At 64.4% G+C, this 16,633-nt stretch carries 16 protein-coding genes; 5 read left to right on the plus strand and 11 right to left on the minus strand.

Going from position 1 to position 16,633, the window contains the following annotated elements:
• Positions 1–93: 93 nt before the first annotated feature.
• From ACSQ3S_RS26125 to ACSQ3S_RS26135, 3 genes are all read right to left on the minus strand, one after another.
• Positions 94–927 carry a 3',5'-nucleoside bisphosphate phosphatase gene (locus ACSQ3S_RS26125; RefSeq protein ID WP_413446333.1) on the minus strand — a complete coding sequence of 278 codons (834 nt, stop codon included), beginning with the start codon at positions 925–927 and terminating at the stop codon, positions 94–96.
• Positions 928–956: 29 nt separating this feature from the next.
• Positions 957–1,997 (minus strand): threonine ammonia-lyase, encoded by a 1,041-nt coding sequence (locus ACSQ3S_RS26130; protein WP_436144231.1) that lies wholly within the window; start codon positions 1,995–1,997, stop codon positions 957–959.
• 255 nt (positions 1,998–2,252) lie between these two features.
• Positions 2,253–3,137, minus strand: coding sequence for an alpha/beta fold hydrolase (locus ACSQ3S_RS26135; RefSeq protein WP_353404034.1), 885 nt, complete (start codon positions 3,135–3,137; stop codon positions 2,253–2,255).
• 144 nt (positions 3,138–3,281) lie between these two features.
• Between ACSQ3S_RS26135 and ACSQ3S_RS26140 the strand changes: the two genes are divergently transcribed.
• On the plus strand, positions 3,282–3,806 hold the full coding sequence (locus ACSQ3S_RS26140; protein WP_436144232.1) for a gamma carbonic anhydrase family protein: 525 nt from the start codon (positions 3,282–3,284) through the stop codon (positions 3,804–3,806).
• A 3-nt stretch (positions 3,807–3,809) separates the two neighbouring features.
• Positions 3,810–4,775: an Hsp33 family molecular chaperone HslO gene (hslO, locus tag ACSQ3S_RS26145; protein WP_436144233.1), complete on the plus strand. Its 966-nt coding sequence runs from the start codon at positions 3,810–3,812 to the stop codon at positions 4,773–4,775.
• Between the two features lie 7 nt (positions 4,776–4,782).
• Here the strand turns inward: hslO and ACSQ3S_RS26150 are convergent, their stop codons facing one another.
• A complete protein-coding gene (locus ACSQ3S_RS26150; RefSeq protein WP_436144234.1) occupies positions 4,783–5,676 on the minus strand; it encodes a cupin-like domain-containing protein in 894 nt (297 codons plus the stop codon).
• A gap of 1 nt (position 5,677) precedes the next feature.
• Positions 5,678–5,992 carry a hypothetical protein gene (locus ACSQ3S_RS26155; protein ID WP_176654318.1) on the minus strand — a complete coding sequence of 105 codons (315 nt, stop codon included), beginning with the start codon at positions 5,990–5,992 and terminating at the stop codon, positions 5,678–5,680.
• 119 nt (positions 5,993–6,111) lie between these two features.
• Here ACSQ3S_RS26155 and ACSQ3S_RS26160 point away from each other — a divergent pair, with 119 nt between their 5' ends.
• Together ACSQ3S_RS26160 and ACSQ3S_RS26165 are read left to right on the plus strand one after the other, a co-directional pair.
• On the plus strand, positions 6,112–8,508 hold the full coding sequence (locus tag ACSQ3S_RS26160) for a TonB-dependent receptor (RefSeq protein WP_436144235.1): 2,397 nt from the start codon (positions 6,112–6,114) through the stop codon (positions 8,506–8,508).
• On the plus strand, positions 8,508–9,683 hold the full coding sequence (locus tag ACSQ3S_RS26165) for a glycerophosphodiester phosphodiesterase (protein ID WP_413446339.1): 1,176 nt from the start codon (positions 8,508–8,510) through the stop codon (positions 9,681–9,683). The genes ACSQ3S_RS26160 and ACSQ3S_RS26165 overlap by 1 nt, the downstream gene beginning before the upstream one ends.
• Positions 9,684–9,755: 72 nt before the next feature.
• Here the strand turns inward: ACSQ3S_RS26165 and ACSQ3S_RS26170 are convergent, their stop codons facing one another.
• From ACSQ3S_RS26170 to ACSQ3S_RS26195, 6 genes are all read right to left on the minus strand, one after another.
• The gene (locus ACSQ3S_RS26170; RefSeq protein ID WP_413446340.1) at positions 9,756–10,346 is read right to left on the minus strand and encodes a PEP-CTERM sorting domain-containing protein; all 591 of its coding nucleotides are present in this window, start codon (positions 10,344–10,346) and stop codon (positions 9,756–9,758) included.
• A gap of 112 nt (positions 10,347–10,458) precedes the next feature.
• Positions 10,459–10,986, minus strand: coding sequence for a gamma carbonic anhydrase family protein (locus ACSQ3S_RS26175; RefSeq protein WP_176654315.1), 528 nt, complete (start codon positions 10,984–10,986; stop codon positions 10,459–10,461).
• Positions 10,986–11,597: a hypothetical protein gene (locus ACSQ3S_RS26180; RefSeq protein ID WP_436144236.1), complete on the minus strand. Its 612-nt coding sequence runs from the start codon at positions 11,595–11,597 to the stop codon at positions 10,986–10,988. The genes ACSQ3S_RS26175 and ACSQ3S_RS26180 overlap by 1 nt, the downstream gene beginning before the upstream one ends.
• 2 nt (positions 11,598–11,599) lie before the next feature.
• Complete coding sequence (locus tag ACSQ3S_RS26185) at positions 11,600–12,226, minus strand: glutathione S-transferase (RefSeq protein WP_436144237.1); 627 nt, start codon at positions 12,224–12,226, stop codon at positions 11,600–11,602.
• A complete protein-coding gene (locus ACSQ3S_RS26190; RefSeq protein ID WP_436144238.1) occupies positions 12,223–12,930 on the minus strand; it encodes an aspartate/glutamate racemase family protein in 708 nt (235 codons plus the stop codon). Before ACSQ3S_RS26190 ends, ACSQ3S_RS26185 begins: the two co-directional genes overlap by 4 nt.
• 13 nt (positions 12,931–12,943) lie before the next feature.
• Positions 12,944–13,327: a VOC family protein gene (locus ACSQ3S_RS26195; protein WP_176654311.1), complete on the minus strand. Its 384-nt coding sequence runs from the start codon at positions 13,325–13,327 to the stop codon at positions 12,944–12,946.
• Positions 13,328–13,530: 203 nt separating this feature from the next.
• Between ACSQ3S_RS26195 and ACSQ3S_RS26200 the strand changes: the two genes are divergently transcribed.
• Positions 13,531–16,617 carry a TonB-dependent receptor gene (locus ACSQ3S_RS26200; protein WP_176654310.1) on the plus strand — a complete coding sequence of 1,029 codons (3,087 nt, stop codon included), beginning with the start codon at positions 13,531–13,533 and terminating at the stop codon, positions 16,615–16,617.
• The last annotated feature ends 16 nt before the right edge of the window (positions 16,618–16,633 follow it).

The following is a 16,633-nucleotide window of genomic DNA, read 5'->3' on the forward strand; positions in this document are numbered from 1 at the left end:
AATTGCCCAAATCATAAGGTATGACCACGGGAACACAAAATCAAGATACAAGATATTACTTGCCGACGGTAATCGATACAGCAATTTACCGTGTCAGAACCAGTCGTGCCACACCGGTTTGACGTTGGCCGGCAGCGGCGGCAGCAGCGCAAAGTCCACCCGCGACTCGCCCGGCGCATGGAAGTCGGTGCCGCGCGAGGCCAGGAAGCCGTAGCTGTTGGCCAGCTGCGCGTACTCGGCATACTGGTCCGGCGTATGGCTGCCGGTGACCACTTCGATCGCCGTGCCGCCCAGCTGCTTGAACTCGTCGAACAGCGCGCCCTGCGCGGTCGGGCTGAATTTGTAGCGGCCCGGATGGGCGATCACGGCGATGCCGCCGGCGCCGCGTATCCAGTTGACGGAATCGGCCAGCGACGCCCAGCAATGCGGCACATAGCCAGGCTTGCCTTCGGACAGGTATTTCTTGAACACTTCGGGAATATTGGCGCAGGCGCCGATTTCGACCAGGTAGCGCGCGAAGTGCGTGCGCGACATCAGGTCGGGATTGCCGACATATTTCAGCGCGCCCTCGTAGGCGCCGTCGATGCCGACCTTGGCCAGCTGTGCGGCGATCTCGTGGCCGCGGTTGTCGCGGCCGGAGCGGGTGCGGGCCAGGCCGCCGACCAGGCCGGCATTGTTTTCGTCGATCTGCAAGCCGACGATGTGCACCGTCTCGTTGGCCCAGGTGATCGAGATCTCGACCCCGGTCACGAAGCGCATGCCCTGCTCCTCCGCGGCGGCGCGGGCGGCGGCAATGCCGCCCACTTCGTCGTGGTCGGTCAACGCCCAGACGTCCACGCCGGCCTTGCGCGCATGCTGCGCGACCGCGGCCGGCGCGAGGACGCCGTCGGAAACGTTGGAGTGGCAGTGCAGATCGACTTTCAACATATGGCTCAATGATTACAGCAATGAAGGCCTCATTGTACGCTGCCTGCGCAAAAACCATCCACGGCTGCATCAAGGCCGTCGCCGCGCACCCGGGCGCCGCGCGCCAGCAGCTCGGCAAAGCGCAGCGGATCGATGTTCGAGCCGCACACCAGCAGCGCCACGCGCTTGCCCGCCAGCCGCTCGCGCAGCGGCCCGAGCAAGGCGGCCGTCGCCACGGCGGCGGCCGGCTCGGCCACCAGCTTGGCGTCGCGGAACAAATGCAACATCGCCAGGCAGATCTCGTCGTCCGTCACCCGCACCACTTCGTTGACGAAGCGGCGGCACACGCCGAAGCTGTAGGCCATCGCGTACGGCGCGCCGAGGCTGTCGGCCACGGTGTCGACCCGTTCCAGCGCTTCCGGCACGCCCGAGGCGAAGCTGCGATACAGCGCGTCCGCGCCGAACGGCTCGACGCCATACACCGCGCAGACCGGGTTGATCTGTTTGACGGCGGCGGCGATGCCGGCGCACATGCCGCCGCCGCCCACCGGCACCACCACCGCCTCCAGCTGCGGCACCTGGGCCATCAGCTCCAGCCCTATCGTGCCGGTGCCTTGCGCGGTGCGCGGGCCGTCGTAGGGATGCAGCATGGTGCGCGCCTCGTCGCGCTCGATCTCGCGGCCGCGCGCAAACGCCTGGTGCACGTCGGGCATCAGCAGCACCTCGGCCCCCAGTTCACGGCAGGCCGCGATGCGGGCCGGACTGGCGTGGCGCGGCATGACGACCTTGGCGCTACACCCCGCCAGCCGGGCGGCGTAGGCGGCGGCGATCGCGTGGTTGCCGGCGCTGACGGCGACGATGCCACGACGCAGCTCCTCGGCGTCCAGCGCTTCGACGCAATTGAGGGCGCCGCGCAGCTTGAAGGTGCCGGTCTTCTGGAACAGTTCCAGCTTGAGCCACACCTCGCCGGCGGCAAACTGCTGCTCGATGACGCCGGTCTGCCAGCGCCACACGGGCGTCTCGAGGATTTTGCCTTGCAGGCGGTGGGCGGTGTCGCGGATTTCGGCCAGCGAGGGATACGATAGTGTCATGATGCTGCTCCATAAAATATTCGAGGGAATGCGGGCTGAGCCGCGTGGAGGCTGGGGGCGCCGAGCACCGGCGCAGCCGCAGCTCAGCGACCCTGAATAATTCGAATAATGGAGACGGCGCGGAAAGGCAGGCTCCGACCGGCAAACGCGGCAACACCAGCGTCGTGGGCGACGTGGCGGCGGGTTGTCATGGTCGGATGGGAAGTCATGGGATCAATCATGCCAAATAAGCAAAGTCTTGGCAAGTCCTTCCTGTCAGCCCGCGAGGAAGTCCTCGATCAGGTGCGCCAGCTGCTCCGGCTGGTCGTGGTGCAGCATGTGGCCGGCGTCGGCCAGCACCTCGCGGCGCACGTCGCGCAAATGCGCCAGCCGGCGCGTCAACTCGGCGCGCCCGCCCTGCTCGTCGCCCATCCAGGTCCACATATTGGTCTGCTCAGCCTCCACCCACAGCACCGGCGCCGCGATCGCCTTCCAGCAGGCCATCACATCCTCGACGTGATACGGCAGCGGTCCGGTCTGCTTGTGCACCGGATCGCCCAGGATTTCCCACTCGCCGGCATCGTTCTGCGCCGACCAGTGCTGCGCGAGGAAAGCGGCGCGCTCGTCGCCCAGGCGCGGATTGGTCTTTTGCAGCCGCGCGGCAACGGCCGCCTGGCTCGGATAGCTGCGCAGTTCAGGCTGCTCCAGCAGGCCGTCCATCCACTTGGCGAAACGGCCGGGCGCCTGCTCCGGCTTGCTGGCGCGCAAGCCGGCCCCTTCCAGGTTGATCAGCTTGCGGATACGTTCCGGCCGCGCGCCGGCATACAGCGCGACCGCGTTGCCGCCCATGCTGTGCCCCAGCAGGTTGACCGCCTGCTCCGGCGAGTAATGGCGCAGGATCGCATCCAGGTCGGCCAGGTAGTCGGGGAACCAGTAGGTATCGGCGCCGCTGCGCTCGGACAGCCCGAAGCCGCGCCAGTCCGGCGCGATCACATGCCAGTCGCCGCGCAGCGCGTCGACGACGAACTGGAACGAGGCGCCCACGTCCATCCAGCCGTGCAGCATGAAGATCTTGGGCGCGCCCTCGCGCCCCCAATGGCGCACGTGGCAGCGCAGGCCGCGGATGGCCAGGAATTCGGAACGGGAAGGCGTGTAGCTCATGTTTGGTCCTTGAAAATGCGCAGGCCGGCGCAATATCGGTTGCTTGCCAGCGATAAGGTAAAATAATAGCACGACCGTTCGCTAGCCACGCAAGCGTAAAATAGCGCCATCCCGCCGCTCTCAGCACTCAACCTAAGGTTTCCAATGTCTATATATCAACTGGGCGAACACGCGCCCGAGATAGATGCATCGTCGTTTGTTGCCGACTCCGCCAACGTTGTCGGCAAGGTCAGCCTGCGCGCCAACACCACGGTATGGTTCGGTGCCACGCTGCGCGGCGACAACGAACGCATCACCATCGGTGAAAACAGCAATGTACAGGAAGGCACGGTAATGCACACGGACATGGGCTACCCGCTGACCGTGGGCAAGAACGTGACCATCGGCCACCAGGCCATGCTGCACGGCTGCACCATCGGCGATGGCGCGCTGATCGGCATCCAGGCAGTGATCCTGAACGGCGCGAAGATCGGCAAGGGCTGCCTGGTCGGCGCCGGCGCGCTGGTCACCGAAGGCAAGGAATTCCCGGACAACTCGCTGATCATCGGCTCGCCGGCCAAGGCCGTGCGCACGCTGACCGATGAAGACGCGGCGCGCCTGCTGGTCATCGCCGACGGCTACGTGCAGCGCGGCCAACTGTTCAAGACGCAACTCAAAAAGATCGGATAAGAAATGAGCATTACCCCCATCATCGGCCAGGACACCCTGCAGAAATTCATCTTCGACAACGCCGCCGTGCGCGGCGAGTTCATCGACATCTCCGCCACCTGGCGCGAGGTGCTGTCGCGCCACGCCTATCCTGCCCCGGTGAAAAAACTGCTGGGCGAGATGGTGGCCGCCGCCGCGCTGCTGTCGGCCAACCTGAAATTCAACGGCTCCATCATCATGCAGATCCACGGCGACGGTCCGGTGCGGCTGCTGGTGGTCGAATGCGACGCCGACCTGCACCTGCGCGCCACCGCCAAGATCGATCCGGACGCCGTGATCGCCGACGACGCCAGGCTGCCGACGCTGCTGAACGCGCACGGCAAGGGCCGCTTCATCATCACCCTCGACCCGGCCGACAAGATGCCCGGCCAGCAGCCCTACCAGGGCATCGTGCCGCTGGACGGCGACGACGTTGGCACCGTCATCGAGAACTACATGCTGCGCTCGGAACAGCTGGACACCAAGCTGTGGCTGGCGGCGGACGACAACGTCTCGCGCGGCCTGCTGCTGCAAAAGCTGCCCTACAACGGCGGCAAGACCGCCGTCGAGACCGCGCCGCTGACCGAGGACGAGGCGCTGGAAACGTGGAACCGCGCCGTCATCCTCGGCTCGACCTTGAAGCAGGAGGAATTGCTGTCGACTACCATCGACGTGCTGATGCAGCGCCTGTTCTGGGAGGAGACGATACGCGTGTTCGAACCGCTGCATCCGTCCTTCCACTGCACCTGCACCCGCGAAAAGGTCGGCAACATGCTGAAGATGCTGGGCCGCGCCGAAGTGGACAGCGTGCTGGAAGAGCAAGGCCACGTCGGCGTCAACTGCGACTTCTGCGGCCAGCACTACGACTACGACAAGGTCGATTGCGCCCAGCTGTTCGCCACCGACGCGCCGGTGGAAGCGCTGATCCCGGCCAGCGAAGCCAAGCACTAAGCTGGCATCAAGCTCCGGGCGCCCTCAGCGCGAACGGCACGGCCCTGGCCCAGCGGTTGGACGACAGCGAAAACGTCAGCGCGCGCACCTGGTGGTACCAGCCGGCGGGCACATACAGCATATCGCCCGGGTTGACGATGACCTCGATCATCGTCGCCTGGCGCGCCAGCGGGAACTGGTCGAAATCCGGCGCCTCGGGGTCGAACGGCGATCCGAACAGGATGGCGTTCGCCTCCCTCGGGTAGAGGAATTCGTCGTGATGCGGCGGCGACAGGAAGATGCGCTTGGTGCCCCATATCTGCGCGAAGATGTTGTCGTCGTAGTCGCAGTGCAGCGGCGTCACCGTGCCGGCCGGGCCTACCCAGAAACGCGGCGGGCCCATCTTGTCGAAATACGTGGGCCAGTGGCACAGGCTGTTCAGCTCGCGCAGTTCCAGGTTGCCCAGGTACGGCGGCAGTGCGTGCACGCCCGAGTCGACCACATCCAGATACTCCCCCATGGACATATCCTGCATCGCGCGGTCGGCCGCGAAGGCGGTGTTGATATAGTCGCCCACCCGCGCCCGCACCGGCACCTGGCTGTAGCGTTCGCGCAGGATCTCCGGCGGCAGGGCCGACAGCGGCCAGCGCTTGACCAGCCCGGTCGTCAGGAACGGCAGGCCTTGCGCGGCACGGGCGCGGAAGGCCGCCGCGCTGAGCACGCCCAAACGCGGCACTTCCGCAATCGCCGGCAAGGCGCGCGCGGCGTGCTTGATCGCTTCCCGCATGTCGTGGATCGATGCGACGCCGCGCACCTCCGCATCTCTTTGCTCCTGTGCCCGTTTCTTGGCCTCGGCGTCCTCGGGCGATTTCAACACCGCCCTGCGGGGCGGCAAGCGTAACGAATTTCTTTCTGTTGTCATATCAAATTTTTGCGCAGCGGGTTTCCATCACATCGATGGCGCCGACGGTTTGTGTAGAGGTCGCGCTGCGCACCATGTCGACGCGCTCCAGGCACGAGCCGCGCAGGAAACGGTCCTGGTTGCGGGTGCAGATCGTCACCGTGCCGGCGCTGCTGGTGTTGCAGAAGAATCCTTCGGCGCGCATGCGCACCAGCGCCTGGTCCAGCGGCATGCCGGGCTGCACCGTCTGCGTGACGAAGTTCCCCAGGGCCGATTGATTCACCGTGTAGCAACCGGCCAGTTGCAGCGCCATCGCCAGCATCAAAAGTCTGCGCATCGTGTCGTCTCCTTAATTTCCAGCCAGCAGTGTAGCGCACCAGCGTCATGATCCGGTAACACTCGGTCCCTATCATTCGCGACGTTGCTATTCCCTCAAACTGCTCCTCAAGGCAAAACATGAACAAGAAATTATCCGCGGTGTGCTTCGCCGCGCTGAGCTTCCCTATGCTGGCCATGGCCGCCAACGTTGCCGCCGCCGTCGCCGACATGGCAGCCGCGCCGGCCCCAGCAGCCGACTACGCCACGGAAGCGGAAGCGGCGGCGGCAGCCGCGCCGGTCGCCACCGTTGAAATCGCCACCCGCAAGACCCGTTCCTCGGTCGCCATGACCAAGAGCGACATGCAGAAAATCCTGCCGGGCATTAATCCCTTGAAAGCGCTGGAAACCTTACCAGGCGTCAGCTTCCAGACCGCCGACCCTTGGGGCAACAACGAGCAAAACCTGTCGCTGTTCGTGCACGGCTTCAGCGGCCAGCAGCTGGGCTACACCATGGACGGCGTGCCGCTGGGCGACCAGCAATACGGCAACTACAACGGCCTGTCGCCGCAGCGCGCCGTCATCAGCGAAAACGTCGGCAGCGTGATCCTGTCGTCGGGCGCCGGCGACCTGTCGACCGCCTCGACCAGCAACCTCGGCGGCACCATCGAGACCTTCTCCAGCGATCCGCTACAAGGCCGCAACCTGGCCGTGCAGCAGACCGTCGGCAGCTACAACACCTCGCGCACCTTCGTGCGCTACGATACCGGCAACTTCGGCAACGGCAACAGCGCCTACATCTCCGGCGTGCACCACGAGCAAAAGGCCTGGGACTTCAACGGCCGCCAGGGCGGCGACCAGATCAACGCCAAGTACGTCAACCAGAGCAGCCTGGGCAAGCTGACGCTGTTCGTCGATTACTCGGACAAGATCGAACCGAACGAAGACAGCACGGTGCACTCGGCCACCGAGAAGTACCAGCCATACACCCGTCCGTTCCTGTACCCGAACTTCCAGCAGGCGCTGTCCTACCTGTCGGCCACCGGCGGCACGCCTGCGGCCGAGGGCAACAACTACCGCAACTACTACAGCGACGCCCAGCGCACCGACTACCTGACCTACGCCAGGTTCGACATGAACATCGGCGAAGCGACCACCTGGTCCAACCAGGTCTACTACCACAACGACGACGGCGTCGGCGTGGTGGCAGGTCCCATCGGCGTGGCCGGCCTGCCGGCGCTGTTCGCGGTGTACTTCCCGGGCCAGAACCTGAAGCAGGTGTTCGGCAACTCCGGCTACGCCACCCGCACCACCGAGTACGCGATCAACCGCAACGGCTGGCTGTCCACCGTGAACACCGAATTCGGCAATCACAAGCTGCAGGGCGGCCTGTGGCTGGAGCACAACCGCTCGTCGGCGTATCGCCGCTGGTATGCGCTGGACGTGAACAACCCGAGCTCGCCATACGACCGGCCGGCCAATCCGCTGATCACGCAATACGGCAGCGAGATCGACAACAAGGTGGCCCAGATCCACCTGCAGGACGAATGGCGCATGCGCGACGACCTGGCGCTGCAGGCCGGCTTCAAGTCGAGCCTGCAGTTCGCCGACGGCCAGTTCCCGGTGCAGCCGGCCAAGGGCGCGATCGCCAACGGTTCGCTGGCGCTGCCGGTGGGCGAGATCATCACCAAGAAATGGTTCCTTCCGCAGCTGGGCGCGCGCTGGGACATCACGCCGCAGGACCAGATGTTCGTCAACGTGCAAAAGAACATGCGCCAGTTCGTCACCTACGGCGGTGGTGGCGCCTCGCCGTGGAGCCTGGCGAGCCAGTCGGCGTTCGACCTGTTCAAGGCCACCGCCAAGCCTGAAACCTCGATCACCTACGAGCTGGGCATGCGCACCAGCCACCAGCTGGACTTGGGTGCGCTGAGCGCAGTCGACGGCCAGGTCAACCTCTACCACGTCGACTTCAAGGACCGCCTGCTGACGATCAGCCCGACGCCGGTGATCTCGTCCATCATCGGCGGCAATCCGGTGCTGGCCAACGTCGGCAGCGTCAAGACCGACGGCATCGACATCTCCGGCACGCTGCACTTCGGCCGCATGTTCTCGTTCTATGACGCGCTGTCGTTCAACCGCTCGACCTACTCGGACAACTACAGCAACGGCAAGGACATCGTGGCCACGGCCGGCAAGGCCGTGCCGGGCAGCCCGGAATGGATGAACAAGTTCGTCGCCACGCTGAGCGTCGCCGACACCGAGTTCCAGCTGATCGGCGACTACGTCGGCAAGCGCTACGCCACCTACACCAACGACCTGGACGTGCCGAGCTACTTCCTGATGAGCCTGGGCGTATCGGGCAAGCTGCCCTTCCTCAACGGCGGCTGGGTGAAGAACGCGCGCTATCGTTTGAACGTCAGCAACCTGGCCAATCGCGAAGGCAGTTTGAATGTGGTGGTCGGCGCGGCCAGCGGGACTTACAATACATTCCCGATTGCACCACGTCAGGGCTTCCTGACTTTGATGGCGGATTTCTGATGAACAATCTTTATTTACCGAAGCGCCTGTCGCGGCGCGGCTTCATTCAAACGGCGGCGGTGGCCGCCGGCGCGTCGCTGATCATGCCGGCCTCGGTGCTGGCGGCATCGTCGACGCCGGACCTGTCCGGCATGCCGGGCATCGCGCCGGTGGGCGCAGGTTCGAAGACGCCGCTGGTGTTCGGCCACCGCGGCGCCAGCGCGCTGCGTCCCGAGCACACGCTGGGCTCGTACGCCAAGGCCATCGCCGACGGCGCCGACTACATCGAGCCGGACCTGTGCAGCACCAAGGACGGCGTGCTGGTCGCGCGCCATGAAGCCTTCCTCAGCGAAACGACCGACGTGGCCGCCCATCCCGAGTTTGCCAGCCGCAAGGCGCGCAAGACCATCGACGGCGAAACGCACGAAGGCTGGTTCGTCGACGACTTCACGCTGGCCGAACTGAAGACGCTGCGCGCCGTCGAGCGGCTGCCGCAATACCGTCCCGGCAGCGCGCAGTACAACGGCATGTTCCAGGTGCTGACGTTTGAAGAAATCATCGACTTCACGGCGGCGGAAGCGGCGGCGCGCGGCCGCATCATCGGCCTGGTGCCGGAGCTGAAGCACTCGACCTATTTCGCCAGCGTCGGCCTGCCGCTGGAGGACCGCTTCCTGTCCATCCTCGCGGCGCACGACTACACGCGGCGCAATCCGGTCGAGATCCAGTCGTTCGAGATCGCCAACCTGAAATACCTGCGCGGCAAGCTGGGCCGCCGCGCCAACCTGCGCCTGATGCAGCTGGTCATCGGCGAGAACGTGCGTCCGATGGATGTCGCCGCGTCCGGCGGCACGCTGACCTTCGCGCAGATGTGCACGCCCGCAGGCCTGCGCGAAGTCGCCCAGTACGCCGACGTGATCGCCCCGCCGACGCGTGCGCTGATTCCGCTGAAAAAAGACGGCAGCCTAGACCAGCCAAGCTCGCTGGTGGACGATGCGCACAAGGCCGGCCTGCGCGTGGAGCCGTGGACCTTCCGTCCGGAAAACCACTTCCTGGCGGCGGACTTCCGCAACAACGCCGGCGACGCCGCGCGCAACGAGGCCGGCTCCATCGCCGAAATCAAGCGCTACATCGCCACCGGCCTGGACGGCTTCTTCACCGACGACCCCGCCCTCGGCCGCGCCGCCTTGAACGGCTGACCCTGGCGGTACCGGCGGTACAAACAAAAAAGCCCGGTTCGAAACTGAACCGGGCTTTTTTTACTGCGGCGATCAGCGCGAACGGCGCCGGGCATACCCCGCCACCAGCGCCAGGCCGGCCAGCATCATCATGAACTGTTCCGGTTCCGGCACCGGCGCGGTCGTCAGCACCAGGTTATCCAGGTTGAGGATCTGCTGCTGCTGCGGTGGCAAGATCGAGAAACTGTAGATCGGCACAGCGCTGGTAACGCTCACCGTGCCGCTGGAGCTCGACAGTACATTCGTCGCGAGGACATTCCCGTGGCTGTCAAACGCGGTCAGCGTCGCGGTCCAGTACGACCTGCTGTCCATCGAAATGCCGAACACCGGCACCGAGAACGTAGCGATCGGATTGGTCGAGCTGACGAAATGATTGAGTGGATTGCCGTCGTAAAAGCTGTCCTGGAGCAGCGATCCCTGGGAAAAATGCACACCGACTGCGGCAAATTTTTCATCCAAGGAAGTCATAAAAGTATTGTCAGTCGGAACATCGTCCGCCGTACCGAGAACGCCATCTGCCCCTGGCAGATGCTCAAAATCGATGGAAATCGTGGCCGCGCCGGCGGCAGCGGAACACAGCAATGAGACGAACAGCGCGACAACCGCGCCACGAATTTTTTTCATGATTATCCCTGTGAGTTAATTATTTGAAATAACAAATTAACCACATAATATGCAAACATAGAAAAATTTACAATAGATTTATTATGAAACAATGGGACCTGCCGGATGCCGGCTATGCCAGGTAGTTGTTCTTGATACGGACGTAATGCTCGGCCGAGTATTTCAGATAGGCGATCTCCTCGGCGGTCAGCGCCCTCACCCGCAGCGCCGGGCGGCCGACGTACAGATAGCCGCTCTCCAGCACCTTGCCCGGCGAGACCAGGCTGCCGGCGCCGACCATCACGCGGTCCTGGATCACCACGTCGTCCATGATGATGGAACCCATGCCGACCAGGCATTCGTTGCCGATGGTGCAGCCGTGCAGCAGCGCCGAGTGGCCGATGGTGACATAGTCGCCGATGATCAGCGGCGAGCCGTCGGGCTTGGCGGCGTTCTTGTGCGACACGTGGCCCATGGCGAAGTCCTGCACGTTGCTGCACTCGCCGATGACGATGCTGTTGACATCGCCGCGCAGCACGGTGTTGCACCAGATCGAGCTGTCGCGGCCGATGCGCACATCGCCGATCACCTGCGCCGAAGCGTGCAGGAAGATGTTGTCGCCGAGGACGGGGCTGGTATTCAGGTAAGGAGTGAGAGGCATTATTTTTTAGTATCAGATGGTTTAGGTACAGCAACAGGCTCGTCGACTTTTCGCGGTGGGGGCGGCAAATGCACCGGCCAGTGGCGCCCCTCATAGTCAGCAGGTGGTGGCGGCAAGCGTCCGCTTATGTAGCGCCCGTCCGTCACAGTGATGGGGCCGCCCACACGGAACAGTATTTCGCCGCTGGATGTCTGGCGGGCGTGGAGCGAAATCGGCGGCGCGCTTCGCAGCGTGATCGTGCGCTCCGTATCGTCGCCCGGCACCGACGAAGGACCATCGGGAAAACCGATCTTGAGCAGTTCGACAGATGTCCAGGCCCCCTCGCCGAAAAACAGAAAGGGATGCCTGACCTTGTCGTTCTTCGCTTCATCCGACAGGTTGAGGTAATGATAAACCTTGGCCTGGTTGTCGACGAACATGGATGGCCCGCCCTTCTCCGCGTCGTCTTCCGCCAACACATCGCCGTTGGCGTACAGTGTCAAGCGCAGCAGCCGGCCCTCGCTGCGGAACGCCACCGCGCCTACGCATTCCCACTGCAGCTCGGGGATGTCGCAGGGTTCGGCGGGGGCAGCGCCGGACAGTGCCAGCAGGAAGGCCAGCAGCCAGCGCATGATTAACCTTGATAAGTGCTGTCGCCGTGCGGCGCGGCGCGGAAGGCTGGCAGCGCTTCGGCCTGGCGCGAGAACTCGGCCTGCAGCGGATAGCTGGCGGCGGCCACCACCTCAGGCAACATCTGCTGCATGAAGTGCCAGGTGACCGCCGTCATCACGCCGGCGTGGTCCATGTCGGCCACGGACAGCGGATGGGCGCGCAGCTCGGCTTCCAGCGCGTCGAACGCCGCCAGCATTTGCACCGTCACGCGGTCCACCCACGGCTGGTGCAGCTTCTCGGACGGCCGCACCATGCGCTCGTACACCAGCTGCACGCCCTTGTCGCAGGCGGCCAGCGCCAGCCCGAGCACGCGGAGGGAGCGCAGCAGTTCGGCCGGCATGGTCGGCGTCAGGCGGCTGGACGGCATGGCCAGCGCTTCCGCATATTGCACGATCAGCGTGGAGTCCATCAGCACGGTGCCGTCGTCGGCCGCCACGGTCGGCGCCTTGACCACCGGATTGATCGCGCGGAACTGCTCGAAGGTGCTGAACACCGACAGCGACTGGTGCTCGAATCGCACGCCCATCAGCTGCAAGGTCACCGCCACGCGGCGCACGTAAGGGGAATCGAGCATGCCTATCAGTTTCATTTTTTCTCCATGGAAGTCAGCGCCCATTCGGCGGCCTTGCGCGCGTGAATGGCGGTGGTGTCGAACAGCGGTACTGCCTCGTCCTGCTGCGCGACCAGCAGCGAGATCTCGGTGCAGCCAAGGATGATGGCCTGCGCGCCCTGCTCGACCAGCCCGGCGATGATGCGGCGGTATTCGTCGCGCGAGCCGTCGACGATGCGGCCCAGGCACAGTTCTTCGTAAATGATGCGGTGGACGATGTCGCGGTCTTCCTGCCCCGGCACGATCACGTCCAGCCCGTGGCGCTCGCGCAGGCGGTCCTTGTAGAACGCCTGCTCCATCGTGAAGCGCGTGCCCAGCAGGCCGATCCTGGTGTAGCCCGCGCGCTTGATTTCTTCCGCGGTCGGGTCGGCGATATGGAACAGCGGAATGTTCACCGCGCCTTCAACGGCGGACGCCACCTTGTGCATGGTGTTCGTGCACAGCACCAGGAAATCGGCGCCGGCCGCCTGCAGCGAGCGCGCCGCGTCGGCCAGCAGCGCGCCGGCCGCGTCCCGGTCACCGGCGTGCTGCAGCCGCTCGACTTCATGGAAGTCCACGCTGTACAGCACCACCTTGGCCGAATGCAGTCCGCCCAGATGCTCCTTGATTGCCTCGTTAACCTGACGGTAGTAAGGCACCGTCGATTCCCAGCTCATGCCGCCTATCAGCCCTATTGTTTTCAACCGTTGCTCCGTTTCATTGTCGTGCATAGCTTACCGTTAGCATTTCCCACTGGTGGCCGTCCGGCTCGTTCCAGTAGACGATGCTGCCGCCGTGATAGGTATCGACCTTGTAGTCTACCGGACTGTGCACCGAGCTGCGGTAGGGAATGCCGGCGGCCCGGATGCGGCCGAGGATGGCGTCGAACTCCTGCTGCGTGACGCGGAAGCAGTAATGCGCCAGCGGTATCGGTTCGGGCCAGGTGTCGAAATCGATGGTGAAGCCATCGCTGACGAATACCGGCGCGAACGGACCGATGCCGGTGGCGGACCACGGCACATCCAGCAACTCCGCCAGCATCTTCGCCGCCGCCACCTTGTCGCGCGACGGCACCAACAGATGATCCAGATGTATGGTCATAAGTGCCTCCTTGACAGCATTGTAAAACAGGCCAGTGGCAAAAGGCGGGGATATCGTATGCGATGAAAAATGACTCAATTGCAACAAATGGTAGCGTATAGCTTTTTTTGCTGATTTTTGTTGACATCCACTTTTATTGATCTCAAAATGGTTGCGCTACCATATAAAAGCAATAAATTACGACTTACAAAGAGGAGACATCAATGTCAAGCAGCTACCCAGCACCAGGCCGCCGTTCGCGCCGGCAATTCGCCTTCGCCCTGACGGCCATGGCCAGTCTGATTTCCCAGGTTTATGCACAGGACGGCACGCCCGCCGCTCCCGCAACGCCGGCCCCCGCCGCCGATGCGCCCGCGATCCAGACCATCCAGATCAGCGGCTACCGCAACAGCCTGCTGTCCTCGGCCAAGGACAAAAAGGAAGCGGTCGGCTTCCAGGATTCGATCAACGCCGAAGACTTCGGCAAATTCCCCGACAAGAACATCGCTGAATCGCTGAGCCGCATTCCCGGCGTGGGCGTGTCGCGCGACATCACCGGCGAAGGCTCGACCATCCAGATCCGCGGCCTGGGTTCCAGCTTCACCAAGATCCTGCTGAACGGCGCGCCGATCGCCGTGGCCTCGTCCGGCCCGATCGACGGCGCCAACACCAACCGCGAGGTCGACCTCGACCTGCTACCGACCGACCTGTTCACCAAGCTCACCGTCAGCAAGAGCCCGACCGCCGAGATGATCGAAGGCGGCGCCGCCGGCGTGGTCAACCTGCGCAGCGCGCGTCCGTTCGACAAGGAAGGCCGCTACATGGTCGGCAGCGTCACCGCCACCAAGCAGCAGATCGCCGACAAGACCGGCGGCCGCGGTTCCTTCATGGCCAGCCAGACCTTCGGCAACTGGGGCATCCTGGGCGGCATCGCCCTGTCGCGCCAGCAGATCCACACCACCGGCTGGGAAACCGTCGGCTACACCAACGCCAACCTGTCGGCCGCACAGAACCCGGCCGCCAACCGCAACAACACCGGCGGCGGCAACTGGACCATCCCGGCCACCGTGCCGGCCGGCGCGGGTAACGGCCTGGTGCCGGGCACAGTGATCGACCAGGCCTTCCTGCTGGCGCACAATCCCGGCCTGACCATCCAGCAGATCGACAACGCGATCCTGCCGCGCCTGGGCCGCACCATGGACTACTTCGGCACCAAGGACAAGGGCTCGGCCATCTTCAGCGCCGAATACCGTCCGTCCGAAAACCTGCACTTCTACGTCGACACCATGTACAGCAAGCGCGACGACAAGATGACGCGCATGGACTACGACTGGTCGGTCCGCAACGGCGGCATGATCCCGCTGAACATGACGGTCGACAAGAGCGACTGCAGCGACGGTTGCACCGTCACCGGCGGCACCTTCGCCAACACCCAGAACTTCTTCGAGCACGGCTACCGTCACGACCAGGTCAGCATGCTGGGCCTGAACCCGGGCATGGAATGGAAGATCACGCCCACGCTGAAGCTGGACGCGCAGGTCAACTACACGCGCAGCAACTTCACCCACGAGGCGCCGACCGTCTATCCGATCACCGCGCCGAACAGCGGCAACACGGTCACCTACACCAACACCGGCGGCATTCCGTCCGTGGTTTCCAATGTGGATCTGAACAACCCGGCCAACTATGTGTGGAACACGGGCCGCGTCAACATCCAGAACGAGTTCCGCAAGACCGAGACCAAGGGCTTCCACGGCGACCTGACCTGGGGTGACGACAAGTTCAACATCAAGGGCGGCCTCGCCTACGATGACATCACCCGCCGCATCAACGCCACCGACAACTCGGCCGCGTGGCAGGCCGCGGTGTGCGGCAACAATCCTAGCGTGTTCCTGCAGGGACCGAACGGCGCGCCGCCATGCAACGGCGCCTCCACCCCGGGCGCCAGCGCCGCCGCGCTGTACCCGGGCTACGGCACCGGCTACACCGCCGGCGCCACCACGCCGCTGACCTATGGCGGTTCGCTGATTCCGCAAAGCGCGCTGGCCAGCTACATCGTGCCGGGCCCGTACGGCCGTCCGATCGTCGACTGGGATCGCTTCGCCAAGGATGCGCAGTACCAGAAGTACTACGACAATGCGCCATCGAGCGGCGCCTCGTCGACCGGCGCGGCGGCGGGCTTTATCGGCGAGAAGACCACCGGCCTGTACATGGAGGCCAACGGCAAGTATGACCTGTCCGGCTTCCCTCTGCGCTACAACGGCGGTGTACGTTACGTGCGCACCAAGCAGTCGGTCGGTTCGCTCAACTCGATCACCGATCCACGCAACGCCAACCTGACGCTGAACGGCAGCAAATACCCGAACATCGACCAGTGGGTGTACCAGGAAACCACGTACAACAACACGCTGCCGTCGGGCACCGTGGCGCTCAACCTGCGCAGCGACGTGGTGGCCCGCGCCGCCCTGTCGCGCAGCCTGACCCGCGCCGACCCGAACGCGCTGCGCCCTGGCGTGAACTTCTCCGGCGTGTCGGCGGACGTCGGCTCGGTGGGCAATCCGGCGCTCAAGCCCTACCTGTCGGATAACATCGACCTGGGCCTGGACTGGTACACCGGCCGCGAAGGCTACGTCAGCCTGACCGTGTTCCAGAAGAAGGTGGATGGCTTCACCGTCAACGAAAACGTCACCGCGCCATTCAGCGCGCTGGCCGCCTACGGCATCAACTACAACACGCTGACGCCGAACCAGCAGACCGCCATCGATTCGCGCGGCGGTCCTGACAAGGCCACCGTGGTGCTGACCCGCGCCCGCAATGCCGACGGCGACCTGCGCATCCGCGGCCTGGAACTGGGCTGGGTCCAGCCGCTCGACAAGATCCTGCCGTTCCGCGGCGTGGGCTTCAACGAGACGGCCACCTTCATCACCCAGCGCGCCAGCGGCGACGGCTTGAACGGCTTCATCGCACTGGGCGTGCCGAAGCGCACCAACAACTTCTCGGTCTACTACGAGAACCACGGCTACATGGCGCGCCTGTCGCACACCTTCTCGAAGGGCAGCCAGACTGCAACGGCCAACCAGAACGGCATCACCAACGCGGCGCTGTTCTCGGACAACTACAAGCAGCTGGACTTCTCGTCGAGCCTCGACCTGGCGGAAGTGTTCGACAAGGATAACTGGCCGACGCTCAGCTTTGACATCGTCAACCTGAACAACGACTCGCGTCGCGGCTACTTCCAGTTCGGCAACGCCAACTTCACGCAATACTCGCCAGGCCGTACCTACTCGCTGGGCCTGCGCGCCAAGTTCTAAACAGCTCGCTCCGAGG

It is taken from the genome of Duganella sp. LjRoot269 (assembly GCF_964254095.1).
GTDB classification, from domain to species: domain Bacteria; phylum Pseudomonadota; class Gammaproteobacteria; order Burkholderiales; family Burkholderiaceae_D; genus Rugamonas; species Rugamonas hordei.